The following is a 26,231-nucleotide window of genomic DNA, read 5'->3' as shown; positions in this document are numbered from 1 at the left end:
CATTTGGCGAGTTTCATTGCTGTCTCGCTTGAGAATCAAAAGCAAAGACAGCGCTTAGAGAGTGCCAATCAAACGCTTGAGGTATTGAGCACGACAGACCCATTAACGGGTTTATCGAATCGCTATCAACTCGACAAAATTACACCTGTGTTGATTCGTAATGCTTATACGCAAAAACGGTCACTTGCAGTATTGATGATTGATATTGATGAATACAAAGCCTACAACGATTTTCATGGTCACTTACAAGGTGATGAAGCGCTTCGTATTCTTAGTCGTTTGCTGAGAAGTACATTCTCGGCCAAGAACGATTACTTGTTCCGATATGGCGGGGACGAGTTTATGGCAATCTGCTTTGGTCAAAGTAGCGAAGATATCGAAAAGAAAGTCGTTACTCTTAGAAATACATTGTATGAGTTGGCGTTAGTCAGTCCTAAAGCGATCAGAGCCAAGCAACTTACCTTATCAATCGGCGGGGTAAACGTTGAGCTTGTTAGCGACAGCGTGGATAGCAACTTCAAGATGATTTGTGACATCGCAGACAAGCAACTGTATCGAGTGAAAGAAGGTGGTCGTAACAATTATAATCTTATCGACTGCTATCTGAATAACTGCGACTTATCCAATTGTCCGTTAGATAAGCCCACGGTCGTTTAAACTAATCGGCATATCACTCTAGCTTTCTCTGTACGAACAAAAAAGAAGCCCGCTTATATCGAATATAAGCGGGCTTCTTTTGTATATTGAGAAGCTATGGTAAATCGAGGTCGTGCTAAATCAAACACGACCTTGCAGAGGAATGATCGTCACTGTCTCGCCAACTTTCACAGTATCAACTGCTGGAGAGATTTCGATTAAGCAGTTCGCTTCACTCATTGAACGCAGAATACCTGAACCTTGCTTGCCCGTTGTTTTCACTTCAAGCACGCCAGATTCATTCATCGAGAACACACCACGGCTAAATTCAGTACGGCCTTGGCGTGAGCGCAGTTGTTCAGTTGCTACAGCATTTGCTTTCACTGGCGTCCAGTTCGTTTGACCTTGAAGCTTGCGGATCGCAGGCTCAACAAAGTTAATGAACGACACCATTACTGCAACTGGGTTACCCGGCAAACCAAAGAACGGTTTGTTTTCAATTTTACCGTAAGCCAGTGGGCGACCTGGACGCATGTTGATACGCCAGAAGTTGATTTGACCGAGCTTATCCAACGCAAGCTTGATGTAATCCGCATCACCAACAGACACACCACCAGAAGTCAAAACCATATCGGTTTCAAGCGACGCAGAATGCAGCACATCCATCATCTTCTGCTCATCATCTTCAATGATGCCGTAATCGACGATGTCACAGCCGAGCTTTTGAAGCATGCCGATAATAGTAAAACGATTTGAGTCATAGATAGAGTTTGGTTTTTGCTCGTGACCCGGCGCTTGAACTTCATCACCCGTAGAGAACACACCCACTTTCACTTTACGCAGAACAGGGCAGGTACCAAAACCTAACGACGCCATCATGCCCATTTCTGGCGCTTCAATGCGTGTGCCACGTGTAAAGACAGGTTGGCCGATTTCTAAATCTTCACCTGCCATACGGACATTTTGTCCAACCGAGATTTTAGCATCAGGGAAGCTAACTTTATCGCCATCTTGGACGGCTTGTTCTCGCATCACGACAACATCAACGCCTTCTGGCATTGGTGCGCCGGTCATGATTTTAACGGCTTCACCTTGTTGCACGATTTGCTCGTAGCTGTGGCCCGCCATGACTTCAGCAACGATGTTGTAACTGTCCAATTCTAGATCTTCACTACGAATTGCATAACCGTCCATTGCAGAGTTGGTATTCTGAGGAACGTTGATTGGCGAAATCACATCTTCAGCCAGCACGCGGCCGTAGCCTTGCAGTAATTCAACACTCTCTGTGAGATCGAGTGCGTCAATGCTATCAACAATCTTTTGTTGGCCTTGAGTAACGGTTAAACCTGCAGGAGAGAACGAATCACAACAAACAGCTGGCGCTGCGTCTTTTGAAGATGAGCATGACACGGCTCTGCCTGTTGTAGAGACAAGGTCAAAGGACTGCGCGTAATCGATGATGAAATCACGAATCGCTTCTAAGTCGCTGATCGCCATTTGTGGCAGCTCTGATTCAACTTGGCTGTCTGCCGCGATAGCAATAATGTTGTTATCGTTTGGATATAACCAAGGTTTGCCCACTTCATCTCGGTGCAGTTCAATTTTAGGGAAGGCGATGTTCTTACAGCCTTCAACCAAAATCAGATCAAGGGTGTTGGTATCAAATCGAGTCAGCAGGTAATAAAAATCTGCTTCGGCTTCTGGTGTTTCTGTCATCATCACGTGACGATTACGCGATGCAATCAACATTTGGTTCGCGCCCGCTTTACGTAAGCGGTAACTGTCTTTACCCGGCTTATCGACATCAAAATCGTGGTGAGCATGTTTTAACACGCCAACTTTTAAACCCGCATCAGTCAACAGAGGAAGCAGGGCTTCAAGTACGGTCGTTTTGCCTGTACCGCTATAAGCAGCAAAGCCCAATAAAGGAAGGTTAGGGCGTTGTTTAGAATCTTTCATTATTGAAGCGTTCCGAATTGGGTGAGTTCTTCTGGCGTGTTGAGATTAACAAAGCAGTTAGGAGAATCGCTGAAATCAACGTATTCGGTAACACACTCTTTGTATAGCAAGATGATTTTACGATCACCACGTTCCAAAAACGCTTCTAACTTTGGTAGAACACGTTTGTGGAATAGGGTGAATACAGGTTGCTTAAATTCGCCATCATGCGCGACAAGAATGTCGCTGTCTTCTTTAACTGCAGAACAAAAACGCTCAACAAGGTCGTCACTGATTTGTGGGCTGTCGCAAGGGACAAAGCCGACCCAGTCTGTACTCGCGTTTTTAAGGCCAGCATGAATGCCGCCCAATGGACCTGGATAGTCAGGGAAGGAATCGGAAACAACCGGAGCAAATGCTTGGTAACTGTCTAAGTTACGGTTGGCATTGATAGTGATGCAGACATCTTGCTGTGACAGCTTGTTTATAACGTATTGAATAAGCGGAGAACCGTTGAGCTCAACAAGTCCTTTATCTTTTCCGCCCATGCGGCTGGCCTGTCCGCCAGCCAAAATAACCCAACTAGTTTGCGTTGGAAGCAGCATAAATATTCTCTTGTGCTTTATCTTTCTGAATAACTTGCAGAAGCGGCGATTCGGTCAAAGTATTGTCTTTGATCCACCATTGCTTCTTACATAAGTCGGTTAACGCGTTAGTTTGGTGACTAGTGATGACTAAACTCGCGCCTCTTTGAAGAAGATCTTCGGCCATTATCACCAATCTTTCAATAGATTCTTTGTCTAAAGAGGCACTTGGTTCATCCATAAGCAAGATTGACGGCTTAAGAATCCAGGCTCGTGCCATTGCAACGCGTTGACGCTCACCACCAGACAACACAGAAATGTGTTCATCTGCCAAGGTTTCTAAACCTACCATTCTCAATGCATTAATTATTTGAGCTCGCTTATCTTTTTGGCTCTCTTTGTTAAAGCGAATGCCATAAGCGACATTTTGGTACACCGAACCATCAAAAAGATAGGGGGTTTGATGCAGGTAGATAATGTCTTTGAACTTGAGCCTAGGGAATAAGATCTGCTGCCAGCTTTGTGTCGGAGACTGAATGCGGCCAGAGCTGGGCTGAATCAATCCAGACAATATTTTAAGTAGGGTCGTTTTACCCACACCATTATCTCCTTTGAGATAAATGGCATCGTTGGGGCCGATCGACAATTCGGGAATATGGAACAAAACACGCTCTTTGTAGCGCATTGAAATTTGCTGCGTTGTTATTTTTATACTCATGACAGCGTTCCTAAGTTCTTAAATAGCCTTTTCCTCTCACACTGGAAAGGAAAAAGTTAAGGGCTAATGCCAATGCTAATAACACCATACCGAGGGCGACGCCTTGAGCGAATGCGCCTTTGTGGCTTTCCATAGCGATAGCTGTTGGGATGTTTCTTGTCATCCCCATAATGTTGCCACCGACCATCATTGAACAACCAACCTCAGTGACGATACGAGAGAAGGCAGCGATAGTTGCAGCTAAAAGAGGGAAGCGCGTTTCCCAAATTAACGTACACGCCACACGAGTCGTTGATACGCCAAGCGTGCGCGCCGTTTCAACCGCTCGGCGGTCACTGGCTTGGAGAGCGCCGTGCATCATCGCGACTAGGATTGGGAAACAGATCAGCATCTGACCTAGAATCATCGCCTTTTGGGTGAACAGTAATTCCCAATCACCTAACGGGCCAGAGCGAGAGAGCATCATGTACATCAACAAACCGATAACCACGGTTGGGATAGCTTGCAGGGTGTTGATCACCGATAATAATGCCCACTTCCCGGGGAACTCGGTATAAGCCAATAAGAAAGCCATGATGATTGCAGGAATAATCACTAATGAGATGGCGGACAAAGATACGCTGAAAGATACCGCGACGATTTTCCACAATTCGTGGTCAAAACTCACTAGTAGGTTCATTGCATCAATCGTTGTTTGCCATAGGGTCATGAAGTATCTCGTGTGAATCGATAATAGGTCTTTATCGGTAATGACTGATGTTAATCATAGCTGACACAATATTATTGAGCCTATATTGGCCAGCTATTGTTTCTTTAAATGCTTCAGTTAACTGGTTAGTTAAGCGTAGTGCTAATTGTAATTAGTACTTACAACAAACCATTCTCAGCTTGTTATAAACGAATCTACGCTGACGAAAAACTACTCTGCGCTCGCTACAAACAGCTGTTTGCCATGCAGTTTAAAGTCGTTAATCAGTTTCTGACCTTTAGGGTTCACCAACCAATCACTGAATACTTTCGCTGCTTGGTAGTTAATGCTTGGGTAGCGCTCTGGGTTAACAAGGATTACTTGGTAAGGGTTGAATAGGTTCTTGTCACCTTGGAAAAGGATTTTAAGATCCAGTTTGTTTTGGTAAGCCAACCATGTGCCACGGTCTGTCATGGTGTAGCCTTGCATTTCAGACGCCATGTTCAGAGTAGGGCCCATGCCTTGACCAACACTGCGGTAGCCACCAAAGTTTGGTTCCATTTTGGTCTGTACCCAAATGCCCATCTCTTTCTTGTGCGTGCCTGAATCGTCACCACGAGACACAAACGTCGCGTTGTTGGTTGCGATTGCTTTGAATACATCAGCTACAGCTTTTTGAGATTCAATTTTTGCTGGGTCACTTTGAGGGCCCACAATCACAAAGTCGTTGTACATCAGCTTACGAGGTAAAACGCCGTAGCCTTTTTCTACGAAATTCGCTTCAGCTTTTGGTGCGTGAGTCATTACCAAATCAACATCACCATTTTCGCCCATGCGAAGTGATTTACCGGTACCCGCAGCTAGAACATCAACCTTGATACCAGAATCTTTTTCGAACTCAGGCAATAAGTAGTCCAGTAGACCAGAGTGATAAGTACTTGTGGTTGTCGCCAACTTAATATGAGTGGTGTCTTCCGCGCTGCTAGCCGTGTAACTGACGATAGATAGAGCTGCAATAGTTAGGGGAATTGCTTTCATTATTATTATGTCCATTCTGTTATAAATGAATGACATGCCTTCAATTTTAAAGGGCTCAAAGAGGGCATGTGCATAAGACGCTAATTGTTGTAATTAGAAATCTACACCTTATAAGCAATCTTAATGCCAACAAATAATGCATCAGATTTCTTTAAATTGCTGTTATTTCGGACAAAACTGAGTCTTTTACCCCGTTAAAATGAATCAAAACATGAGCTAGGACAAAATGTCGCACATTGTCCCTGTTGCACAAAAGGTTAATTGGTACACTCTGTCCCAACTTTCCCCACCGGCTAATCATTATGTCTTTACCTAGTTCATCTGCACCCAACCTCAACCCGAACACATTGACTCAATATCAAGCGTTTTCCGTCTTGGTTGTGGATGATGAAATGGGTATGCAGGCTATTTTAAAGAAAGCACTGGGTAAGTTCTTTGGCAAGGTATCGAGTGCGGGGTCGGTTGAAGAAGCCGAAATACTGCGTTCGAGCGAGCATTTTGATCTCATTGTTCTTGATATCAATCTGCCAGGTCGGTCTGGTATTGAGTGGGAAGAGGCGTTTAACGACAACGACAAACGTGCCGATGTGATTTTCATGACAGGTTATGCTGATTTAGAGATGACGATATCTGCGCTTAAGCTTGGTGCTTCAGATTTTATTCTTAAGCCATTCAACCTCGAACAAATGATACAAGCGGTTCTGCGTTGTATGGACAAGCGCCTTGACCAAAGAATGCAGTACGCGTTGAAGCGTGATGTGAGTCGTCATATCAAGACCGAATTGATCGGCAATTCAGACAAGACCAAACAGCTTAAATTGCTGATCAGTCAATTTGCACCGTCTCGAGCGTCCGTTTTGATAGAAGGTGAGTCGGGTACCGGCAAAGAGCTGGTTGCTCGTGGTGTACATGAAGCCAGTAAACGCACAGGTCCTTTTGTGCCAATCAACTGTGGTGCGATTGCTCCAGAGCTTCTAGAAAGTGAACTGTTTGGACATACATCAGGCGCATTTACCGGCGCGAAGAAAAACCGTGAAGGTCTTTTCCGAGTCGCAAGTGGTGGCACCTTGTTCCTTGATGAAATTGGTGAAATGCCACTGCCAATGCAAGCAGCGCTGTTACGTGTGTTAGAGCAACGTACTATTCGTCCAGTTGGCAGTGAGAAAGAGATCGCTGTCGATGTACGTGTCGTCGCAGCAACAAACCGAAATCTTCAAGAAGAGGTCGATAAAGGGCACTTCCGCCGCGATCTGTTCTACCGACTCAATGTACTTAAGATTGATGTGGTGCCATTGAGAGAGCGCCCGTCAGACCTGATTGAACTTGTTCCATACTTTACTCGTCTTTTATCGAGCGAGCTTGGCATGCCAGTTCCAAATTGGGCACATGAAGATATCTTGGCGTTGAACGAATACGAATGGCCGGGAAATATTCGTGAACTTAAAAACTTAGTCGAACGATGCATTCTTTTAGACAAGCCACCAGCACACTATTGGCGCGAGATTAATGGTGATCCTGTTCCCGCTAGTATTTCAGTGACGGTGTCACATGGTGCGGAAATGCCAAACTTGAATAATGCAGACGCTGCCGAGGGTTATCCAAACACTTGGACACTCAAAGAAGTAGAAAAATCTCATATAGAACAGCTGGTTAGTTTTCATGATGGCAATAAATCGGCAGCTGCAAGAGATCTTGGCGTCGCACGTAAAACGCTAGAGCGTAAGTACAAAGATTGGAACACAGAAGGCTCTGAATATGCCGATTAGACGTCGTTGGTGGTCAAAGTGGGCGTTCCGATTCAAAACCATGGTTCGCTACCGATTATTATTCCTAACATCAGCTCCGATCATTCTGACCTTGTGCGCGCTTGTGGCTATCACACTGTATTGGTCAATACATTACACGTGGCAGGGCGCTCTGATTGATGTTGATGAACGCTTGGATGTTGCCGATAACAGTATTCACCTGATCCAAAATCAGCAAGCATACAACGTTCGTGCGTTTGCCGAGTCTTATAACTTTCGAACCAAACTTGCGAGTGATCTTTCACACGAAGAGCTAACTCGCTGGGTGTCTGAGAACAAATCTCGCTATGAGCTCGATTTTCTGCGCTGGCGCAGTGTCGAGAGCATGGAAAAGAAACTCGAATATCTAAACTTAACTCACAAGCCTTCATTTTTCAGTGTCTTAAGCCGTAATGAACTCAATTATCTCGATCGTGACCTCGCTAAAAAAGCGGAAGTTCCGATGCTCAACGGGCAAGAGGTCGAGACTCGCGGATTGGTAAGCCGAACCGTTGTATCCATCAAAGATGAACATGATCATGTGATTGGTTTTCTCGATGGTGGGATCTTACTGAATAACAGTACTCAACTTGTTGACCAAATCAGTAACCTTATCTATCCACAACGAGAAGGTTTTAATCGTCATATAGGAACGGTCACGGTTTTCCTTGATGATCTTCGTGTTAGCACCAACGTGCCTTTGAGCAGTGAAGACAGTGTAGGGCGCGCCATTGGTACACGTGTTTCTCACGAGGTTCACTCGAAAGTCTTGAATGAAGGTAAAGAGTGGCTAGATCGAGCGTATGTTTACGATGCTTGGTACATCACAGCTTACCAACCAATCCATGACCAGTTTAATAATGTGATTGGTATGCTTTACACCGGTTATTTGATTTGGCCGCTGATAGAAACGTACTTAACCAACCTTGGCGAAATTAGCATTACCATTGTGTTGCTTCTGTTGGCATCCGGTTTGATCGTTCACCGTGGCGCACGTGATCTTTTCAACCCAATCGAACGCATTCATAAAGTGGTGAAGCTAGTACAGATGGGGCAAGACAAGCGAATTGGTACGCTAGGTTTGGATGATCAACACGAACTGACACTGCTCGCTAAACAGTTCGATAAGATGTTGGATCTACTGCACGAGCGTAATCAAGAGATTCAACAAGCGGCGTCTGAACTAGAGTGCAAAGTGCATTCTCGTACCGCGAGTTTGAAAGAGAAAACTGAAGAACTTGAACTGCACATCAAGCTTCTCAATCAAGCCAGAGATAAGCTGGTGGTCAATGAAAAACTGGCCGCGTTAGGTGAATTAACGGCAGGTATTGCTCATGAGATCAATAACCCAACCGCCGTGATTCTTGGCAACGTTGAACTGATGAAGTTTGAACTGGGCGATGAAGTGAGCCGTGTAGATGAGGAAGTCCACGCGATCATGGAGCAGATTGACCGAATTCGAAATATCACACGAAGCCTGCTTCAATACAGCCGTCACGGCGGCGTACAAGACGAAATTACGTGGCAACATATCAACCCAATAGTGGATGAAAGTATTACGCTCGTAAAAACAGGTGCGAAGAAGAAAGGCATTGTGTACGTATCGCAGCTGAACGCTAAAACCTCAGTCGAGGTCAATCGAAACCAATTGCTACAGATTCTGGTTAACCTACAAATGAACGCGATTCATGCAATGGACGGTCAGGGCACGTTAACCATTTCGAGTGAAGACTGGGTTGAAAATGGTGTGTCTCATGGCGCTATCGTTCATGTTCAAGATGAAGGCTGCGGTATTAAGGAAGAACAACTGAAACGTATCTTCTCGCCTTTCTATACCACCAAACGAGATGGCACGGGCTTAGGGTTGTCAGTATCTCAGAGTATCTTGAGCCAAACTGGCGGCGAGATCCGAGTTGAATCTGAGGTAGGTAAGGGAAGTTGCTTTAGTATCTATCTTCAACAGAAAGCGACACCTCAATTGCTTGTATCAAACCTATAAGTTCTAAGAACTCATTCACTGATATTATCATCTGATAATATTTCTAACGCGCTTGGGCTATTACACGAACGTTTTAGCCCAAGCACGAAAATTCTGCACTACTAATCTATCGCAAACCAAATCTCAACCTCTTTCGGTTTGACGAGCACCTCTTTTTGGCTATGTAAAACAGTGCATATCTTTTGATCTTGATGCATATCATCTGAACTGTACGAAATTTTGATACCTTGACCGAAAATCCATAATCAAAACAAATAATAAAGTCAGTCAGCTATGAAATTAAGTAACGCGAATAACTTAGTCAGAGATCTGCAATCAGGCGTGACTGAAATAAGCCAAGTCGTTGGTGTGATTCGTGATGTATCAGAACAAACGAACTTGTTAGCGCTCAACGCAGCAATATAAGCGGCACGTGCAGGAGAGCAAGGCAGAGGATTCGCAGTGGTTGCTGATGAAGTTCGAAATCTTGCTAGCCGCACTCAAAATTCAACTAACGAAGTGCAATCCACGATTGAGAAACTGACTCAACAAGCAGAACGGACCTTTAAGGCAATGCAAAGCAGTAACGAGAAGGTTGATCACAGTGTTGTCGCGTCTAACGAAACTCGTCAACAACTCGATGTGATTGTGAATGAACTGCATAACGCCAATGACATGGTGGCACAAATTGCCGCAGCCTCGGAGCAGTAAAGCACGGTAGCCACTGAAATGAGTGAAAGTGTTACTGGGATTCATCTCGCTGCAAATGAGGTACTCCAAGCCTCACAATCGCTCGCAGAAGACAGTCAGAAAATGGCGAACACTACAGAACACCTTACTGAGCAATTGAAATACTTTAAGGTTTAGCATCAATAGGACTATTAGCTTAAAGATAAAAAGCTCATAAAAAACACCTCCGCACTTGCGATAAGTTCGGAGGTGTTTTTATTTATGGCTAGTCATTTGCTATAAGCAACAAACGTCTAAAGCATCAAGCCTAATGCGCCGCTACTGAAATTTTCGGTGGGTTGATGTTGTGCTTCTTAAACTCTTTCATCACACGCAAAGTAATGTCGGTTTCAAACAGCTTCTCATACGCAGTATCCACAACGTAAGCCTTACAAGTTAGCTGTATTGCTAGGTAGTTATCGGTAATCGTCTGTTTAACCAAAACCGTTACAGGTTTCGGCAAGTGGATATAACGACTTGAAGACGCCGCTTCTTGAATCAGATCGCGGGCTAGGGTGATGTCTTCATCCATACCAACGTAAAACGGAATCACCACCTGCATGTCCAACGCACCGTAGTTACCACTGGTGGTCACTTCATTTAAGAACTTGTTGTTCGGAATGGTAATGATGTCATCGTTCAGGGTTCTCATTCGCACTGAACGCAAACCAATGGTAATGATATCACCGTAGTTGCCTTCGAACGTGACGCGGTCACCAACTTGAAAGGGCCTATCAATCATTACCGTGATGCCCGCGATGAATGAAGCTGCCAAATCTTTAAGCGCAAAGCCGACTGACACGGCGAGGGTACCACCAATCAAAGCCAGTATTTGGTCGTTGATTCTAAAGCTCATCATGAACACGATAAGACCTGTGCTCACATAGATAAAGAACTGAGTAAACGACTGCAGTTTCTGTAGCAGCATTCGGTATTGCACGAATTGGCTACCAAAACTGGTCACCATCGAGTTGATAAACTTAAGCAGTAACCACATCGCCGCAATAACGATCATGGAGAAGAACACGCCGCTCCATCGCACTAGACTCGCTATCTTTGAGATGTTTTCTACATTGGCTAACTCTTCCGTCGCAAAGATCGGGAAACTGACAGCACTTGCCAAGCCAACAAATAGTAGGATAAATAACTTCTTCATTTTACTTCACCAGTAGATGTTGACGGTCGAGAACGTTAGTAATGTGGCGGAACCAGTGCTCGGAAATTCGAGCCTTTTCTTCATGCCAACCAATATAACCACGGCTTTCAAAGTAACGCAGAATGCCGGTTATCTCAGCCGTGCTTAGCTGCGTACAATCAGACAAGACTTCCGGAGACGCGATTTCCAACTGCACGATAGAACGAAGCACAGCCAGCATAGGTTTTGGCATGTTTTCTAGTTCTTGTGCTTCTGGAACATGGAACAAGCGCACCACGGCTTGATCGGTATCTTTGTTTCGATTCAATGAGAGTCGGAAGAAGCGCAACGCAACGGTAGGGTTACCATCAGAGTAATGCCACAAGATTCGGTAGAAGCCTTGGCGTGCGCGATCTTCCTCGCTCATGTCATCTTGGTCCCACTGTTTAGGCACCACCAAACCATCAAACGATAACGGCTTCTCAAGATCCGTATTAATACGGCTATTTAGAAGCTCACCGACTTGTTTCTCTGTCCAACGCGGAAGGAAACACACCAAGTCAAACAGCAAACGTTCGCCACGCGCTCGATCGACAAACCGCCAGCTTGATTTGGCGATCGATATCACGACACGGTGGTTCTTTTTAGAACGACGCAGTAGATTGGTTAAACGTATCAGATCAGACAAGCCGCCAACCATTGGCTTAACTAGACGTTGTGCATTATCGATCGCAATCAAGTACGTGGTCTTGCTTTTACGAAGGTGAGCCAAGATCTGAATCTCAGTCGCTTTCTCTTCCAAGCCGATGCTCACCGCTAGATGCGCTAACAGCTCTTGATAACCAGCGTAAGGGCAACTTACGTAGACAGGTTCAGCGTTAGAGACTTTGTGCAGCAGGGTATAAAGCAGCGTTGTTGCGCCCACACCACGCTCACCTGAAACAATACAGATAGCAGGGCTGTCTGACATCAAGTAGCGAGACAGTTGCTTAACCTCATCACCGGCGTAATCAATCAGCGTGCTGTCGATATTACCCGGAAGAATGTATTCATAGGTTTGATCGCCTTTGATTCGAACCAAGTTTTGCTGATTCTTGTCAAGGTCAGACTGCTTAGCCACTTCAATTCTAAACAGGTACGCCAAAGCTTGGCTAAACAGTGTGTAATTAGACAGTAAGGCCATGATGCGGTGTTGGAAGTTGTAAACACTCAACCATACGATGCCAATGGCCGTCGCCAATATATTAAGTAAGAAGGTATCCTTGCGGTTTACTGCCCAGTTCACCCATACCGGACGATCAGAGATGTGTTGCAGCGTATCGAAGACTTTCGCACGCCATAATCTAAGCACTGAAATGGTAACCAGTACAAACCAGAAAAATAGGGCGCTGTAGATCCAGCTATAGATAGTGCCTTTGCCTAGCGTGATACTCGATATTTGCAAAGTCACACCCGCAACAATGAAACTCCAAACATAACGGCGAATGGTCGATAGGCGCAGCGCAATCACTTCTTGATTAGATGTGCGGCCCAAACGATACGCAAATTCCAAAATAAAGCTGATAGCAATCGAACCACCTAGAATCCACCAAGTGAAGATCTCAAGGAAAATCAGGTGTTGCAGGCTAGGGATGCTGGAGAGCACTCTTAGAGAAAGCGTAATCGCAATTAACCAAGCAATCGCACGATCAGCGCGGCTGATGTACCAGATCACACGTACTAAAAATGGAGGGTTCGTTTTCGCTTCAAGAAAATTAATTCTGAACAACTCAATCAAACGAGTGCTATTGGCAAGCCACCACGCTAAACCAAAATAGATAAACAACACTTTTAACGATGCACCAATCACAGGCACTGGCGAAATAAAGATGTCTTTAACGAGCGCTTTAAAGCTACGAATTTGGAAGTAAACAAGATACTCAATGTTGAGCTTGGTTAATTCCCACTCTTGCTTAAATTGAGTTACGCCGTAGGGGCCAAAACCCGTTAGGCGCTCTTTATTAGCGGAATTCGTCTGCTCTAACAGGTGTTGCTTGCTCACATTCAAGCTATTCAAAGTGACGTAACTGGTTTGAACGGCAAACCATTGATCGGCGTCGTTGTTCGCTCTGTAGGCTTTTATCTGTTGCTCGAAGGTTTTGATTTCCTGCTTTTGAACTTGTAGCACTTCAGCGAGCAATATATTGACTTGGCGTCTGTCCGACGGTTCCATAAAGAGGGGGTCGGGTAACGAATCAATTCGATCATCGAGATCAACAACAGAATCGGATACCTGCGGCTGAGATTGTAAGTCATATTCCAAGTTGGCATGACTAGGCCAAGAGAGAATGGCCAAAGTGAGGATTAAGAAGCGCGATAGTGAACGCATAAAAGTCTCTTAGAATTATGAGGTTAGGATTACTATAGTTAGATAATCTGACTTTGTGAAATCCAACCCCGTGTCGGGGGCGAGTACTTTATTCCTGTTTCGAGCGATTTTGTCATGAAATTGTCAGGGATTAGGCTAGTATTTGAGCATCTTTATTATGTCTTCTGTTGCGTTGATTGGGTTGGCTTTTACTGTGACCAATCAGCATACGATATATTCAATGGTTGGCATGATTTGGGACGTTATATACCGCCCATTATGGTGCGCTGTTCGATATTTTGTTTTTCCTTAAAATCGACGGTTTTACGGCGATAAATAGAAAACCAAAAATGTGAGTCAGTTCAAACTATGATTTGGCTAGGTTATCACTCACTTAATGGCCAGTAATTGCAATCAATACTTGCAGTTAAAGCCCTGAACAAGTAACGTTGCGGCGTTTTTCACATTAAAAAGGTAATGGCATTGATCTCCACAGCAAATATCACCCAACAATTCGGCGCTAAGCCACTTTTCGAAAATATTTCAGTTAAGTTCGGCGAAGGCAACCGCTACGGTTTAATCGGCGCGAATGGCTGTGGTAAATCGACGTTCATGAAGATCCTATCTGGTGAACTTGAGCCAAGTGCTGGTAACGTAAGCTACGATCCAAACGAGCGCGTTGCTAAGCTAAACCAAGACCAGTTTGCTTACGAAGAATTCACGGTAATCGACACGGTTATCATGGGTCACAAAGAGCTTTGGGCTATTAAGCAAGAGCGTGACCGCATTTACTCTTTGCCAGAAATGAGCGAAGAAGACGGCATGAAAGTGGCTGACCTTGAAGTTCAGTTCGCTGAAATGGACGGCTACATGGCAGAAGCTAAAGCTGGTGAGCTTCTTCTAGCGGTAGGTATTGAAGAATCAATGCACTTCGGTCTGATGAGCGAAGTAGCACCGGGTTGGAAACTTCGTGTTCTATTGTCTCAAGTACTGTTTGCAGACCCGCATATCATGCTTCTTGACGAACCAACGAACAACCTGGACATGGACACCATCAAGTGGTTGGAAGATACGCTAAACCAACGTAACTGCACAATGATCATCATTTCGCACGACCGTCACTTCCTAAACTCTGTTTGTACACACATGGCTGACCTTGATTACGGCGAACTTCGTCTATTCCCAGGTAACTACGATGAGTACATGACGGCTGCGACTCAAGCTCGTGAGCGTCTACTGTCTGACAACGCTAAGAAGAAAGCACAAATTGCTGAACTTCAAACGTTCGTATCTCGTTTCTCTGCTAACGCATCTAAAGCGAAGCAAGCAACGTCACGTGCTAAGCAGATCGATAAGATCCAACTAGACGAAGTTAAAGCGTCTAGCCGTCAAAACCCATTCATCCGTTTCGAACAGTCTAAAGAGCTATTCCGTAACGCGCTTGTGGTTGAAAACCTATCTCAAGGTTTTGAAGAAGACCTATACAACAAGTTCGATGCGATTTTCGAAGTAGGTGAGCGTGTTGCTATCATCGGCGAGAACGGTGTGGGTAAAACAACACTACTTAACACTCTAGCGGGTGCCCTAGAAGCGCGTACTGGTGAATATAAGTGGTCTGAAAACTCAAACATCGGTTACTACGCTCAAGATCACGCACACGATTTCGAGACAGACATGAACTTGTTTGATTGGATGAGCCAATGGCGCCAAGAAGGCGAAGACGAGCAAGTTGTTCGTGGCTTCCTAGGTCGTATGCTATTTGGTCAAGACGACATTAAGAAATCTGTAAAGGTTATCTCTGGTGGTGAGCAAGGTCGTATGCTTCTTGGTAAGATCATGATGCATAAACCAAACATCCTGCTAATGGATGAGCCAACAAACCACATGGATATGGAATCTATCGAAGCGCTTAACTTGGCTCTTGAGAACTACAAAGGCACATTGTTCTTCGTATCTCACGACCGTGTATTCGTAGACTCGCTTGCAACTCGTATCCTTGAAATCAAAGATGGCAAGATCAACGATTTCCGCGGTACTTACGCTGAGTTCTTGAAAGCACGCGGCTAAGCTTTAAGTTAGCCTTAGTTTTCAACTCTATGCGTTGGAAATTAAGCTATAAATTGAAAATTAAAAACGCCGTCATACTAAAAAGCATGACGGCGTTTTTGTATCTAGCTAAGTTTCTATGTATTTATCCTTGATGGGTCACTAACTATTTACATCAGAACTTTACAATTAGAAGCGGTTAGTGAATCACCAATCAAACCTACGCTTTTTTCCGACTGCTGATTATTCACCTTTCACATCAAAGTCAATCTTGTCTGCACCCGTGAACACTTGGAAGCGTAAACCTTTAGCGCGAGCAATCGTAGTGATGCCGAACTTCTGCGCTAAATCTAAGCCCATTTGTGTAACGCCAGAGCGTGACAGTAGAACAGGGATTCCCATCTGCGCAACCTTAATCACCATCTCAGACGTTAAACGGCCTGTGGTGTAGAAGATCTTATCTTCACCTGTCTCTTTGTTAAGCCACATCTCACCAGCCAATGTATCAACGGCATTGTGTCGGCCAACATCTTCAACAAACGATAGAACCTTGTCGTCTTTGCAAACAGCACAGCCATGAACCGCACCCGCTTTCTTGTAGGTGTCGTTATAATGAGTCAGCGCTTCTAGAGCCGTATAGATTTCAGATTGCTTAATCTTGGTTTGAGGCACTTGGTAATCTTCCAATTGCTTCATCACGTTGCCATACATGGTACCTTGGCCACAGCCAGAGGTAACTGTCTTCTTCTTAAGCGCTTGCTCAAGTTGGCTCGTATCTTCTTTGGTGATAACCGCTGCTGAGCTGGTTTCCCAGTCGATGATGATTGATTCAACGGCTTCTGGATCAGAAAGGAAGCTTTGGTTTTTCAAATAACCCAAGACTAATGCTTCCGGGCGTGAACCCAATGTCATTAGAGTTACGATCTCTTTCCAGTTCAACATAACGGTAAGAGGGCGCTCGCACGCAATTTGTTTCGTTAGCTTTTCGCCATATTCATCAAACACTTCAACTTCGATGGTCTGAAGTGGGTTTTCACTGGTTTTTATTATGTTTGGTTTTACCACAGTCACGTCCTACTTAATGAGATAGCGATTATAAGGGATAAGAAGTTAGACAAGAGTCATCATACGACTCTTTAGAATACATGCGTTCTCTGTCACTTAGTCAGTCTTAGCTTTAACTCAAGCATTTAGCAATTCTCATTCCAAAATAGCGGCTATTCGAGAAAACATGAAGCATTCGATTAAAATAGCGCAAAATATGAGAGTTCACCGAGACTAACTGTCTCAAACCAGCGCGATCGACTAACGTTATAGGGGTAACTTTACGACAAACGCACTAAAGACGGAGCAGGACTTAAAATGTATTGGCGTGTTTATTGCTTTGTAGAGGGTATATGATTATGCGAAGTACAAAATGTCCTACGTACGATCAGAATAAAGAAAATCAATTGGGTGCAGTATGTCTGAGATAAAAGAATTCCAAGAACACTACGAAAAAACAGAATCAGCTTGGCCAATAGGTGTCCAAAGAATAGAGAAAGAGATCAAAACTGGCATTTGGGTAGCAACTCAATGGGAACTCATCGGTTTTGAATTATCACCTGAACATGAAACCCCAGACGTATGTTCGCTTCAGTTGCACAAAGACGAGCGTACAGACTATCGTTTCAACCTAAGCTCTCAGCAACCTAAGCTTTTCTTAGTGATGGATAATGTCGATTCAGGCGTTAAGCCCGTCATTCAGTTACTTACAGCATCACAAACCGTTGCAGGGCAATACATGGACGGTGACAACCAAGTCCTTTCATACGACATTCCGTTACCTGTACAAGCTTGGATGGAAGCGTTCATCGGTCGTCATGGTGAGTTATTAGAAGCAAGACGTAAGAAACGTAAAGGCGCGGGTCGATCAAATGGCAACTAACTTTTTTAGCCGTTGGTCTCAACGAAAGCTTGATGAATCAACCGACCAACCTTTAGAAGCGCAACAAACGCTTGAGGAAACTGAGCTTACTTCCGCAAAGACTTCGTTTGCTGCTTCATCTATAGACGCAGAAACATCGGAGTCATTAGAGCGTGATACTTTAGAAAATGGTGCTTTAGAAAATGAGTCTCCAGAACACAATGAAGACGCTCACGCTGTCGATTCTCAAGCTATTGACTCTCAGGAGATAGCATCAGAAACGACTGAAGACTTGTCTGTTGCTCAATTATTGGTGTCAGAAGCTTCAGAAAGCGTAAAAAAAGCGGCATTGCGTAAATTATTCCTCTCAGAAGAATTCAACGTTCGTGATGGTTTAGATGATTACGACGACGATTACAGTAATTTGAAGTCTCTTTCTGAAGGGGTTGCGGAAACCTTGCGTGATTGGGTTAAAGACAAAACGGAAGAAGAAACTGCGCCAGAAGAAGAGCAAATCATTGATAATAAAGACGAAGGTGAAGTTTTAGAAAATTCTGAAAGCGATCTTGAGGTATCTGATAATAAACTTGAAACGTCAGAAAGTGCCGAAATAACCGAACAAGAAAAAGAACTGTATAAAAACACAGTATCGGATAATAACGCTACAATGTCAGACGAAGCAGACCTGAAAGAGGTGGGACAAAATATACCACACAAAGAATAGGTACATTTTGACTAAACACTCAATGAACCGCTTGCGACAAAATGTCCCAAGCGGTTTTTTTATACGCACAATAAACGTTATATAGGATTAAATCACTGAAATATAAGGCATATTAAATTGGCATGGCATTTGCAAAATAACGTTCATTATCAACTTTTTTGTAGATAGACGAGTTCACGGTCTGACGAACGACACACTGGCTAAAGGGTTAGTTGTTAACGGATTACTCAGCAAGTTCTCTCTCGCTTACTACAATAAAGGTTGAACAGATTATCCATGTCCAAAGATGGAACTGAGCAATGCTTAAACAATTATTAGAACAAGCAAATTCAAATAACGCTAAAGCAAGACTGTATGCATTTGAAAATACAGTTGAGTTAACAAATCTGATTCCACCTACTGTTAGCTACGAAAGCGGCGGTAATACACTTGTTATTGGTCCAACTGCGATCATTGAAAGTGCTGCGGCTCAATTACCTCAGTTAACAAGCCTAACACTGCTTTCGACAGATGGTGTGAAGGCAACGAATACTGAGTCAGAGCTTTACTACGCAAATGCTGTTCAGGTTTCAGGGTTCCTTGGTACGTTCGAAGTTCTAATCGAAAACAAAGGCCTAACCAATAACCTTGCAAAAGTAGCAATCAATCATGACTGTTTTGATGTGGTTTTGGACTTATGTCTGAATAGCTGCATGACTGAAGAAGTACCTGTTCCTGGTTATTACCCAGTAGGTCGTGGTTATCCAAAACTGGCTGAAGCGTTAGAAGAAATTCCTACGTTAATGGGCACGTTTGATAAGCCTAAGTTCTTCCGTTTGGACACAGACCTATGTGCACACAGTTCTCGTGGTGTTAAAGGTTGTGAGCGTTGTGTTGATGCTTGTCCTGCTGGCGCACTATCAAGTGAAGGCTCTGATAAGACGGGTCACAAGATTGAGATTAACCCTTACCTATGTCAAGGCGTTGGTACTTGTGCAACTAGTTGTCCTACAGAAGCGATTACCTATGCGCTGCCAAACCCTGATGACACTCAAAAGTTTATTGAACGTACGCTAGCTAATTATGAGCAAGCGGGCGGTCTGGATCCAATCGTACTTATCTGTAGCTCTCGTCATGAGACTTACAATGTAATGGCGCTAAAAGCACTGCCAGATAACGTGATTCCAATTGTCGTAGAAGAACTGCCATCTATTGGTATCGATACTTGGTTTGCAGCTTTAGTTAATGGCGCAACTCAGGTTCTGTTTGCCGCATCTCGCTTTATGCCAGAAACGATCATTCGTGTTCTAAATAACGAAGTAGGGATTGCTCAAGAACTACTAGATCAAATCGGTATTCCAAAAGAAACCATCGATATTCTGTACTTAGAATCTCTACGTGAATGTCCTCCAACACTTTGTGTGGATTCATTCGACCTTGCACTTGGCGATCTTCAAGGCAACAAGCGCCAACGTCTATTTACAGCACTTGATGCGATGTCTTCAGCTCGTATTCCTGTTGAAAATGTTGTTGAGCTTCCGTCAAACGCACCTTACGGCAACGTTTCGTGTGATAGCAAAGATTGTACGTTATGTATGAGCTGTGTGGCTGTGTGTCCGACACGTGCACTTCATACCGACGGGGCTTCTCCATCACTTAAATTTGTAGAACAAGACTGTATTCAATGTGGCTTGTGTGAAAAGGCATGTCCTGAAAATGTTCTGACTCTTACGCCTCGTATGAACTGGGTAAAAGAAGAACGTCAAAAAGCAGTTGTGATTCATGAAGAGAAAGCTGCGGAATGTGTACGTTGCCATAAACCATTCGCACCTCAGTCTATGATTGACATGTTACAGAACAAGTTACGCGGTCACTCTCACTTTTCAGATGAAGCAGCGATTAATCGTATTGCTATGTGTGAAGACTGCCGTGTGGTGGATATGTTCGATTCAATGGCTCAAGACCCATTGAAACAATTGAAATACTAGGAGTTAGCCTTGGAAAAGAATTTGGATCAGGCACAAGAACAGACACTAAGAACTGAGATCTATTTGGTTCTATCCGCACTGTTTCGCAGCGCACCTTCTGAAGAGGTGATCGACTTTCTAAAAACACTCGATATTGAAGCGTCTGAAAGCGCAATGCAAAAGGCTTGGATTGCCATTCAACAAGCGGCAACAGAATCAAACCGTGAAGCTCTTGAAGACGAATATCAAGATTTGTTCATCGGTATTGGGCGTGGAGAAGTCGTTCCATTTGGTTCTTGGCATCGCACTGGCGCCATGATGGAAAAACCATTGGCAGAGATTCGTCATGACTTAGAGCTTTTAGGCATTGAGCGTGACGATCAAGTGAAAGAGCCGGAAGATCATATCGCAGCACTGTGTGAAGTGATGGCGATGCTAACGGCTGAAGAAGAAGCACTGCAACAGGCGGTATTCAATAAGCACCTTGGCCCTTGGTTTAACTCTTTCACGCGTCAGCTTGAAGGGGCAGAAAGCGCGAACTTCTACAAATCGGCCGCTCAACTGTGTGAAGCATTCTTAACGTTAGAACAAGTGCGTTTTAGCGTGAATACAAAAAGCAGTAAGCACAAATTAAAGATTGATGTGAAAAACGTCACTGATTACGAGTAATCGAGCAGTACGCGATTATATCGATAGAGGGGCATTAAGCCTCCAAAAAAAGATCTACCGTAAGGTAAGGAAGCAATGATGAAAGATAATAAAGATATAAATACAAGCCGTAGGGATCTACTCAAAGGCTTGACGACTGCAGCCGTTGCTGGTGCCGTTGTCGCTGGTACAACTAAAGTGGCAACCGCTTCAGAAACTGTTGAAATTTCGAAAGAAGACGTGAAGAAGACAGGGTATCGTGAGACGCAACACATTCGCGATTACTACGACACACTTTAGGAGATAACGGATGAAACTTGTCAAACGCTCCGATAGTGTGAGCAAAGAAACCAATCAGCTAGGTGTGTCTCGACGTGCCTTCATGAAAAACACTTCATTAGCTGCTGGTGGCGCAGTGGTAGGCGCAAGTCTATTTGCACCAGGTATGATGAAGAAAGCACAGGCTAAATCAGTCGATCCAAAAGCGAAAACAGAAGTGAAACGTACTATCTGTTCTCACTGTTCTGTGGGTTGTGGTATCTACGCTGAAGTTCAAAATGGCGTATGGACAGGTCAAGAGCCTGCATTCGATCACCCATTCAACGCTGGTGGACACTGTGCGAAAGGTGCAGCACTTCGTGAGCACGGCCACGGTGAACGTCGTCTTAAGTACCCAATGAAATTGGAAGGCGGTAAGTGGAAGAAGCTTTCTTGGGAACAAGCGATTGAAGAGATCGGTAACAAAGCGCTAGAACTTCGTAAAGAGTCTGGCCCTGATTCAGTTTACTTCCTAGGTAGTGCGAAACACAGTAACGAGCAAGCTTATGCATTCCGTAAGATGGCTTCGCTTTGGGGCACCAACAACGTTGACCACCAAGCACGTATTTGTCACTCAACCACAGTAGCCGGTGTTGCGAACACTTGGGGTTACGGTGCAATGACAAACTCGTTCAATGACATGCACAACTGTAAATCGATGCTGTTCATTGGTTCAAACCCAGCGGAAGCTCACCCAGTAGCGATGCAACACATCTTGATCGCGAAAGAGAAGAACAACTGTAAGATCGTTGTTGCGGATCCTCGTCGTACGCGTACTGCTGCGAAATCAGATCACTACGTTTCTCTTCGTCCAGGTTCTGACGTTGCGTTTATCTGGGGTGTGTTATGGCACGTCTTTGCAAACCAATGGGAAGACAAAGAGTTCATTAAACAACGTGTATTCGGCATGGACGAGATCCGTGAAGAAGTCGCGAAGTGGAACCCAGCAGAAGTTGAGCGTGTAACAGGCGTTAGCGAAGAAGACGTTTACCACACAGCAAAACTGCTTTCAGAAAACCGTCCGGGCTGTATCGTTTGGTGTATGGGTGGTACTCAACATACTACGGGTAACAACAACACACGTGCTTACTGTGTACTTGAGCTTGCGCTCGGTAACATCGGTAAGTCAGGTGGCGGTGCAAACATTTTCCGTGGTCACGATAACGTACAAGGCGCAACTGACCTTGGCGTACTATCAGACACGCTACCGGGTTACTACGGCTTGTCTGAAGGTTCTTGGCGCCATTGGTCTAAAGTTTGGGATATCGACTTTGACTGGGTTAAAGGACGATTTGACGACAACGCATACGGTGGTCAAAAACCAATGAACAGTGCAGGTATTCCTGTCTCTCGTTGGGTTGATGGCGTGCTTGAAGACAAAGACAAGATTCGTCAACGCGAAAACATCCGCGCCATGTTCTACTGGGGTCACGCGGTGAACTCTCAGACTCGTGGTCCAGAGATGAAGAAGGCGATGCAGAAGCTGGATATGATGGTTATTGTTGATCCATACCCAACAGTCGCTGCAGTAATGAACGATCGTACTGATGGCGTTTACTTGCTTCCAGCAACTACTCAATTTGAAACCTACGGCAGTGTAACGGCATCAAACCGTTCTCTACAGTGGCGTGACAAGGTTGTAGATCCTCTGTTCGAATCAAAGCCTGACCACGAAATCATGTACCTTCTTTCTAAGAAGCTTGGTTTCTCTGATCAGCTGTTCAAAAACATCCGTGTTGAGAACAACCAACCATTGATTGAAGACATCACTCGTGAATTCAACAAAGGTATGTGGACGATCGGCTATACAGGTCAAAGCCCAGAGCGTTTGAAAGAACACCAACAAAACTGGCACACGTTCCACAAAACAACGCTTGCTGCAGAAGGCGGCCCAGCGAATGGCGAGACTTACGGTCTGCCTTGGCCATGTTGGGGCAACCCAGAAATGAAACACCCAGGTACACATATCCTTTACGATACGTCTAAACCAGTTGCTGAGGGCGGCGGTAACTTCCGTACTCGTTTCGGTGTGGAATTTGAAGGTCAAAGCCTATTGGCTGAAGACAGCTACTCAAAAGGCAGCGAAATCAAAGATGGTTACCCAGAGTTCAGTGACAAACTGCTGAAACAACTGGGTTGGTGGGACGACCTAACAGCAGAAGAAAAAGCCTCTGCTGAAGGTAAAAACTGGAAAACCGACGTTTCTGGTGGCATCCAACGTGTTGCTATCAAGCATGGTTGTATTCCTTTTGGTAACGCGAAAGCGCGTGCGATTGTTTGGACATTCCCAGACCGCGTGCCACTGCACCGTGAGCCACTTTACACGCCACGTCGTGATCTAGTCGCTGACTACCCAACGTGGGACGACAAAGAAGCGATTTTCCGTGTTCCTACGTTGTACAAATCCATTCAAGACCAAGATAAGTCTGGTGAATACCCGATTATTCTTACGTCTGGTCGTCTGGTTGAGTACGAGGGTGGTGGTGAAGAAACACGTTCTAATCCTTGGCTAGCAGAACTACAACAAGAGATGTTTGTTGAAGTGAACCCGAAAGACGCAAACGACATTGGCTTCAAAGATGGCGATGATGTTTGGGTTGAAGGTGCTGAGAAGGGCCGAATTAAGGTGAAAGCGATGGTAACACGTCGTGTGAAACCGGGTTTAGCGTTCTTGCCGTTCCACTTCGGTGGTAAGTTTGAAGGCGAAGATTTGCGTTCTAAATATCCTGAAGGCACCGATCCTTACGTTATTGGTGAAGCAGCCAATACAGCAACCACATATGGTTACGACCCTGTCACGTTGATGCAGGAAACGAAAGTAACCCTTTGTAATATTCGTAAAGCGTAAGGAGTCTTAAAATGGCTAGAATGAAATTTCTTTGTGACACCAAACGTTGTATCGAATGTAACGGTTGTGTCACTGCATGTAAGAATGAAAATGATGATGCTCTGGAGTGGGGTATTCAACGTCGCCGCGTTGTCACATTGAACGATGGTGAACCGGGTGAAAACTCTATCTCTGTAGCATGTATGCACTGTACTGATGCGCCATGTATGGCAGTGTGTCCTGCAGACTGTTTTGAACATACAGAAGACGGCATCGTACTTCACAATAAAGATCTATGTATCGGTTGTGGTTACTGCTTGTTTGCTTGTCCGTTTGGCGCACCTCAATTCCCTAAACAGGAAGCCTTTGGTGAGCGCGGTAAGATGGACAAATGTACCTTCTGTGCTGGCGGCCCTGAAACAGAGCCAGGTTCTGTGGAAGAACGTCAGAAGTACGGTGCGAACCGTATTGCTGAAGGCAAGCTACCAATGTGTGCTTCTTTATGTTCGACCAAAGCACTACTAGCGGGTGATGCAGAGAAAGTCTCTGATGTATTCCGTCAGCGTGTTGTTGAACGTGGTGCGAAGGGTGCAGGCTGGACAGACGGCAATGACCTTTCTTACGATGCGATGAAGAGCTAGTTAGGAGAGACATATGCTTACAATGTTTAAGCGTCTCTTCCTTGTTGTGCTGCCAATGTTGGCAGCACTAACAATGCTGTCTCCTTTGAGTCATGCATCTGAGACGAACTCATCACAAACTCAATCGAGCTCTGCTGAAAGAGAAATTACACAACTTGCTGGCGCTGATTTTTGGCGACAAGTAAGAAACGGTGAAGAAGGTTACACCACATCTCAATCGGCTGAGCACGGTGTGTTGATCAGTACCCCAGGTCAAACGTGGTACATATTGAAAGAGAAGTGGATGTCACCAGCCGGTGCTGTCGCTATCTTTGGCAGTATTGCTTTCGTTACTCTAATGTACGTTGTGATTGGCCCATTAATGCTGAGTGCACCAAGAACGGGCCGTAAGATCAAACGTTGGTCGCGACTGGACCGCGCACTGCACTGGAGCATGGCGTTTACCTTCTTAACACTGGCGTTCAGTGGTTTGATGTTGGTTTACGGTAAACACTTCTTGAAACCTTATATCCCAACCGATTTATGGGGCTTCATCGTTCTATTGGCGAAGCAATACCACAACTACATCGGCCCGATTTTCTATGTGCTGTTGATGGCTGTTCTAATCAAGTGGTGGCGCAAGTCGATCTTCAAAATGGTCGATATCCAGTGGTTTATAAAACTGGGTGGTATGGTCGGGAAACATAAAGGTTCTCATCCATCTGCAGAGTTTTCGAACGCGGGTGAAAAAGCGCTATTTTGGCTGCTTATCGTTATGGGCAGTGTCGCAGCAATCAGTGGCTTGGTGTTAGATTTCCCAATCTTTGGCCAAACACGACGTGATATGGAGCTTTCAAACCTAGTCCATATGTTGGCTGCTTTAATCCTTATCTGTGGCTTTGTGTTCCACATCTACATCGGCCTGTTCGGTATGGAAGGCGCTCTAGAAGGTATGGTAACAGGCGAAGTCGATGAAACTTGGGCTAAAGAGCACCATGACCTTTGGTACAAAGAAGTGATGGAACAAGAGAAAATCGGCGCTGAACAAAGCGCAAACGTAGCAATAGAGAAAACCGAAGAGGTGAATAAGAATGAACAAACCTCATAAAGGTATTTGGGTCGCTTACATCCTAAGCTGCTTTACACCCTTTACTTGTCTTCTCTCTGGTGTGGTCGCGATTATCTACGCAGGCTATCGTTTAGATAAAGGGGAAGACGGCGAAGTAGTGGATACGCATTATTACGGCTTGATTCGCTCTTTCTTCTTGAACCTGACGTTCTTTGTTGTGCTTATCGTCACGGTAGCGACCTCTAATGGCGTGTTGATCGGTGTGAACGATTACTGGTATCAAAACCATATTATCGATGACATCGCTTACTACATCCCATACGTAGGCATGTTGTTTGGTGGTGTCGCGATTGTGGTTTGGTTTATTCGTATGTATCAAGGCATGCAGCGCTTAAGTCAAAACCTACCGCAAAGCCCGACAACAGGACCAAACCTGTAGTGAGTATCAGACGAACTAGATAACAAATTATCTAGAGCGATTTACTCAAAACAACCATCGTATAGAAAGCCCAGTGATTCGAGTCGCTGGGCTTTTTTTAGGTTCATCGCGGC

21 protein-coding genes and 1 pseudogene are annotated in these 26,231 nt (G+C 44.7%); 14 read left to right on the top strand and 8 right to left on the bottom strand.

The genetic code is table 11. From position 1 onward, the window contains the following. Positions 1–3: 3 nt before the first annotated feature. The gene (locus AB4371_RS14200; RefSeq protein ID WP_372150172.1) at positions 4–657 is read left to right on the top strand and encodes a GGDEF domain-containing protein; all 654 of its coding nucleotides are present in this window, start codon (positions 4–6) and stop codon (positions 655–657) included. 120 nt (positions 658–777) lie between these two features. Here the strand turns inward: AB4371_RS14200 and AB4371_RS14195 are convergent, their stop codons facing one another. The 5 genes from AB4371_RS14195 to AB4371_RS14175 form a co-directional block, all read right to left on the bottom strand. Next, complete coding sequence (locus AB4371_RS14195; RefSeq protein WP_372150171.1) at positions 778–2,595, bottom strand: bifunctional molybdopterin-guanine dinucleotide biosynthesis adaptor protein MobB/molybdopterin molybdotransferase MoeA; 1,818 nt, start codon at positions 2,593–2,595, stop codon at positions 778–780. Further along, positions 2,595–3,179: a molybdenum cofactor guanylyltransferase MobA gene (gene mobA, locus AB4371_RS14190; protein ID WP_372150169.1), complete on the bottom strand. Its 585-nt coding sequence runs from the start codon at positions 3,177–3,179 to the stop codon at positions 2,595–2,597. Before mobA ends, AB4371_RS14195 begins: the two co-directional genes overlap by 1 nt. Then, complete coding sequence (locus AB4371_RS14185) at positions 3,157–3,876, bottom strand: energy-coupling factor ABC transporter ATP-binding protein (RefSeq protein ID WP_004733775.1); 720 nt, start codon at positions 3,874–3,876, stop codon at positions 3,157–3,159. Before AB4371_RS14185 ends, mobA begins: the two co-directional genes overlap by 23 nt. Positions 3,877–3,886: 10 nt before the next feature. Next, on the bottom strand, positions 3,887–4,585 hold the full coding sequence (locus AB4371_RS14180) for an ABC transporter permease (protein ID WP_017059610.1): 699 nt from the start codon (positions 4,583–4,585) through the stop codon (positions 3,887–3,889). 210 nt (positions 4,586–4,795) lie between these two features. Continuing rightward, entirely contained in the window at positions 4,796–5,602 is an 807-nt protein-coding gene (locus tag AB4371_RS14175; RefSeq protein ID WP_372150167.1) for a substrate-binding domain-containing protein, read from the bottom strand. A 302-nt stretch (positions 5,603–5,904) separates the two neighbouring features. Here AB4371_RS14175 and AB4371_RS14170 point away from each other — a divergent pair, with 302 nt between their 5' ends. The 3 genes and pseudogenes from AB4371_RS14170 to AB4371_RS14160 form a co-directional block, all read left to right on the top strand. After that, positions 5,905–7,368, top strand: a complete 1,464-nt coding sequence (locus tag AB4371_RS14170) for a sigma-54-dependent transcriptional regulator (protein WP_372150165.1) — start codon at positions 5,905–5,907, stop codon at positions 7,366–7,368. Further along, the gene (locus AB4371_RS14165) at positions 7,358–9,385 is read left to right on the top strand and encodes a cache domain-containing protein (protein ID WP_017059613.1); all 2,028 of its coding nucleotides are present in this window, start codon (positions 7,358–7,360) and stop codon (positions 9,383–9,385) included. Before AB4371_RS14170 ends, AB4371_RS14165 begins: the two co-directional genes overlap by 11 nt. Before the next feature lie 282 nt (positions 9,386–9,667). After that, positions 9,668–10,231 (top strand): annotated as a pseudogene (locus tag AB4371_RS14160) (methyl-accepting chemotaxis protein); the annotation flags it as partial. Between the two features lie 130 nt (positions 10,232–10,361). Here the strand turns inward: AB4371_RS14160 and AB4371_RS14155 are convergent. Together AB4371_RS14155 and AB4371_RS14150 are read right to left on the bottom strand one after the other, a co-directional pair. Next, positions 10,362–11,249 carry a mechanosensitive ion channel family protein gene (locus tag AB4371_RS14155; RefSeq protein WP_017059614.1) on the bottom strand — a complete coding sequence of 296 codons (888 nt, stop codon included), beginning with the start codon at positions 11,247–11,249 and terminating at the stop codon, positions 10,362–10,364. 1 nt (position 11,250) lies between these two features. Continuing rightward, the gene (locus AB4371_RS14150) at positions 11,251–13,596 is read right to left on the bottom strand and encodes an ATP-binding protein (RefSeq protein ID WP_372150163.1); all 2,346 of its coding nucleotides are present in this window, start codon (positions 13,594–13,596) and stop codon (positions 11,251–11,253) included. A gap of 462 nt (positions 13,597–14,058) precedes the next feature. Between AB4371_RS14150 and AB4371_RS14145 the strand changes: the two genes are divergently transcribed. Then, positions 14,059–15,642 (top strand): ABC-F family ATPase, encoded by a 1,584-nt coding sequence (locus AB4371_RS14145; RefSeq protein ID WP_372136124.1) that lies wholly within the window; start codon positions 14,059–14,061, stop codon positions 15,640–15,642. Between the two features lie 222 nt (positions 15,643–15,864). Here AB4371_RS14145 and AB4371_RS14140 read toward each other — a convergent pair whose 3' ends face one another. Continuing rightward, the gene (locus AB4371_RS14140) at positions 15,865–16,686 is read right to left on the bottom strand and encodes a formate dehydrogenase accessory sulfurtransferase FdhD (RefSeq protein ID WP_017068189.1); all 822 of its coding nucleotides are present in this window, start codon (positions 16,684–16,686) and stop codon (positions 15,865–15,867) included. A 397-nt stretch (positions 16,687–17,083) separates the two neighbouring features. Here AB4371_RS14140 and AB4371_RS14135 point away from each other — a divergent pair, with 397 nt between their 5' ends. The 9 genes from AB4371_RS14135 (at position 17,084) to AB4371_RS14095 (ending at position 26,118) form a co-directional block, all read left to right on the top strand. Beyond that, complete coding sequence (locus tag AB4371_RS14135; RefSeq protein WP_372150162.1) at positions 17,084–17,548, top strand: DUF3305 domain-containing protein; 465 nt, start codon at positions 17,084–17,086, stop codon at positions 17,546–17,548. Then, the gene (locus AB4371_RS14130; protein WP_372150160.1) at positions 17,538–18,251 is read left to right on the top strand and encodes a DUF3306 domain-containing protein; all 714 of its coding nucleotides are present in this window, start codon (positions 17,538–17,540) and stop codon (positions 18,249–18,251) included. The genes AB4371_RS14135 and AB4371_RS14130 overlap by 11 nt, the downstream gene beginning before the upstream one ends. A gap of 299 nt (positions 18,252–18,550) precedes the next feature. Then, complete coding sequence (locus tag AB4371_RS14125; RefSeq protein ID WP_372150159.1) at positions 18,551–20,218, top strand: 4Fe-4S dicluster domain-containing protein; 1,668 nt, start codon at positions 18,551–18,553, stop codon at positions 20,216–20,218. A 9-nt stretch (positions 20,219–20,227) separates the two neighbouring features. After that, a complete protein-coding gene (locus tag AB4371_RS14120) occupies positions 20,228–20,866 on the top strand; it encodes a molecular chaperone (RefSeq protein ID WP_372150158.1) in 639 nt (212 codons plus the stop codon). A 78-nt stretch (positions 20,867–20,944) separates the two neighbouring features. Then, entirely contained in the window at positions 20,945–21,145 is a 201-nt protein-coding gene (locus AB4371_RS14115; protein ID WP_008217926.1) for a twin-arginine translocation signal domain-containing protein, read from the top strand. A gap of 10 nt (positions 21,146–21,155) precedes the next feature. Further along, positions 21,156–24,011, top strand: coding sequence for a formate dehydrogenase subunit alpha (locus tag AB4371_RS14110; RefSeq protein WP_372150157.1), 2,856 nt, complete (start codon positions 21,156–21,158; stop codon positions 24,009–24,011). A gap of 11 nt (positions 24,012–24,022) precedes the next feature. Then, on the top strand, positions 24,023–24,631 hold the full coding sequence (fdh3B, locus tag AB4371_RS14105) for a formate dehydrogenase FDH3 subunit beta (protein ID WP_004733723.1): 609 nt from the start codon (positions 24,023–24,025) through the stop codon (positions 24,629–24,631). A gap of 13 nt (positions 24,632–24,644) precedes the next feature. Further along, positions 24,645–25,718, top strand: coding sequence for a formate dehydrogenase subunit gamma (locus AB4371_RS14100; protein ID WP_372150156.1), 1,074 nt, complete (start codon positions 24,645–24,647; stop codon positions 25,716–25,718). After that, positions 25,702–26,118: a hypothetical protein gene (locus tag AB4371_RS14095; RefSeq protein ID WP_017077240.1), complete on the top strand. Its 417-nt coding sequence runs from the start codon at positions 25,702–25,704 to the stop codon at positions 26,116–26,118. Before AB4371_RS14100 ends, AB4371_RS14095 begins: the two co-directional genes overlap by 17 nt. Positions 26,119–26,231 lie beyond the last annotated feature (113 nt).

This window comes from Vibrio sp. 10N.261.51.A3, assembly GCF_041471965.1.
Lineage (GTDB): Bacteria > Pseudomonadota > Gammaproteobacteria > Enterobacterales > Vibrionaceae > Vibrio > Vibrio crassostreae_C.
The sequence above is the reverse complement of the archived record's forward strand: the minus strand, read 5'-3'. Positions and strand labels throughout refer to the sequence as shown.

What these genes read in the sequence shown, in the direction of transcription:
- fdh3B (WP_004733723.1), top strand. Translation starts at nt 24,023, where the DNA reads ATGGCTAGAATGAAATTTCTTTGTGACACCAAACGTTGTATCGAATGT.
- AB4371_RS14185 (WP_004733775.1), bottom strand. Translation starts at nt 3,876, where the DNA reads ATGAGTATAAAAATAACAACGCAGCAAATTTCAATGCGCTACAAAGAG.
- AB4371_RS14195 (WP_372150171.1), bottom strand. Translation starts at nt 2,595, where the DNA reads ATGAAAGATTCTAAACAACGCCCTAACCTTCCTTTATTGGGCTTTGCT.
- AB4371_RS14180 (WP_017059610.1), bottom strand. Translation starts at nt 4,585, where the DNA reads ATGACCCTATGGCAAACAACGATTGATGCAATGAACCTACTAGTGAGT.
- mobA (WP_372150169.1), bottom strand. Translation starts at nt 3,179, where the DNA reads ATGCTGCTTCCAACGCAAACTAGTTGGGTTATTTTGGCTGGCGGACAG.
- AB4371_RS14175 (WP_372150167.1), bottom strand. Translation starts at nt 5,602, where the DNA reads ATGAAAGCAATTCCCCTAACTATTGCAGCTCTATCTATCGTCAGTTAC.
- AB4371_RS14110 (WP_372150157.1), top strand. Translation starts at nt 21,156, where the DNA reads ATGAAACTTGTCAAACGCTCCGATAGTGTGAGCAAAGAAACCAATCAG.
- AB4371_RS14165 (WP_017059613.1), top strand. Translation starts at nt 7,358, where the DNA reads ATGCCGATTAGACGTCGTTGGTGGTCAAAGTGGGCGTTCCGATTCAAA.
- AB4371_RS14115 (WP_008217926.1), top strand. Translation starts at nt 20,945, where the DNA reads ATGAAAGATAATAAAGATATAAATACAAGCCGTAGGGATCTACTCAAA.
- AB4371_RS14150 (WP_372150163.1), bottom strand. Translation starts at nt 13,596, where the DNA reads ATGCGTTCACTATCGCGCTTCTTAATCCTCACTTTGGCCATTCTCTCT.
- AB4371_RS14125 (WP_372150159.1), top strand. Translation starts at nt 18,551, where the DNA reads ATGCTTAAACAATTATTAGAACAAGCAAATTCAAATAACGCTAAAGCA.
- AB4371_RS14100 (WP_372150156.1), top strand. Translation starts at nt 24,645, where the DNA reads ATGCTTACAATGTTTAAGCGTCTCTTCCTTGTTGTGCTGCCAATGTTG.
- AB4371_RS14155 (WP_017059614.1), bottom strand. Translation starts at nt 11,249, where the DNA reads ATGAAGAAGTTATTTATCCTACTATTTGTTGGCTTGGCAAGTGCTGTC.
- AB4371_RS14170 (WP_372150165.1), top strand. Translation starts at nt 5,905, where the DNA reads ATGTCTTTACCTAGTTCATCTGCACCCAACCTCAACCCGAACACATTG.
- AB4371_RS14130 (WP_372150160.1), top strand. Translation starts at nt 17,538, where the DNA reads ATGGCAACTAACTTTTTTAGCCGTTGGTCTCAACGAAAGCTTGATGAA.
- AB4371_RS14135 (WP_372150162.1), top strand. Translation starts at nt 17,084, where the DNA reads ATGTCTGAGATAAAAGAATTCCAAGAACACTACGAAAAAACAGAATCA.
- AB4371_RS14095 (WP_017077240.1), top strand. Translation starts at nt 25,702, where the DNA reads ATGAACAAACCTCATAAAGGTATTTGGGTCGCTTACATCCTAAGCTGC.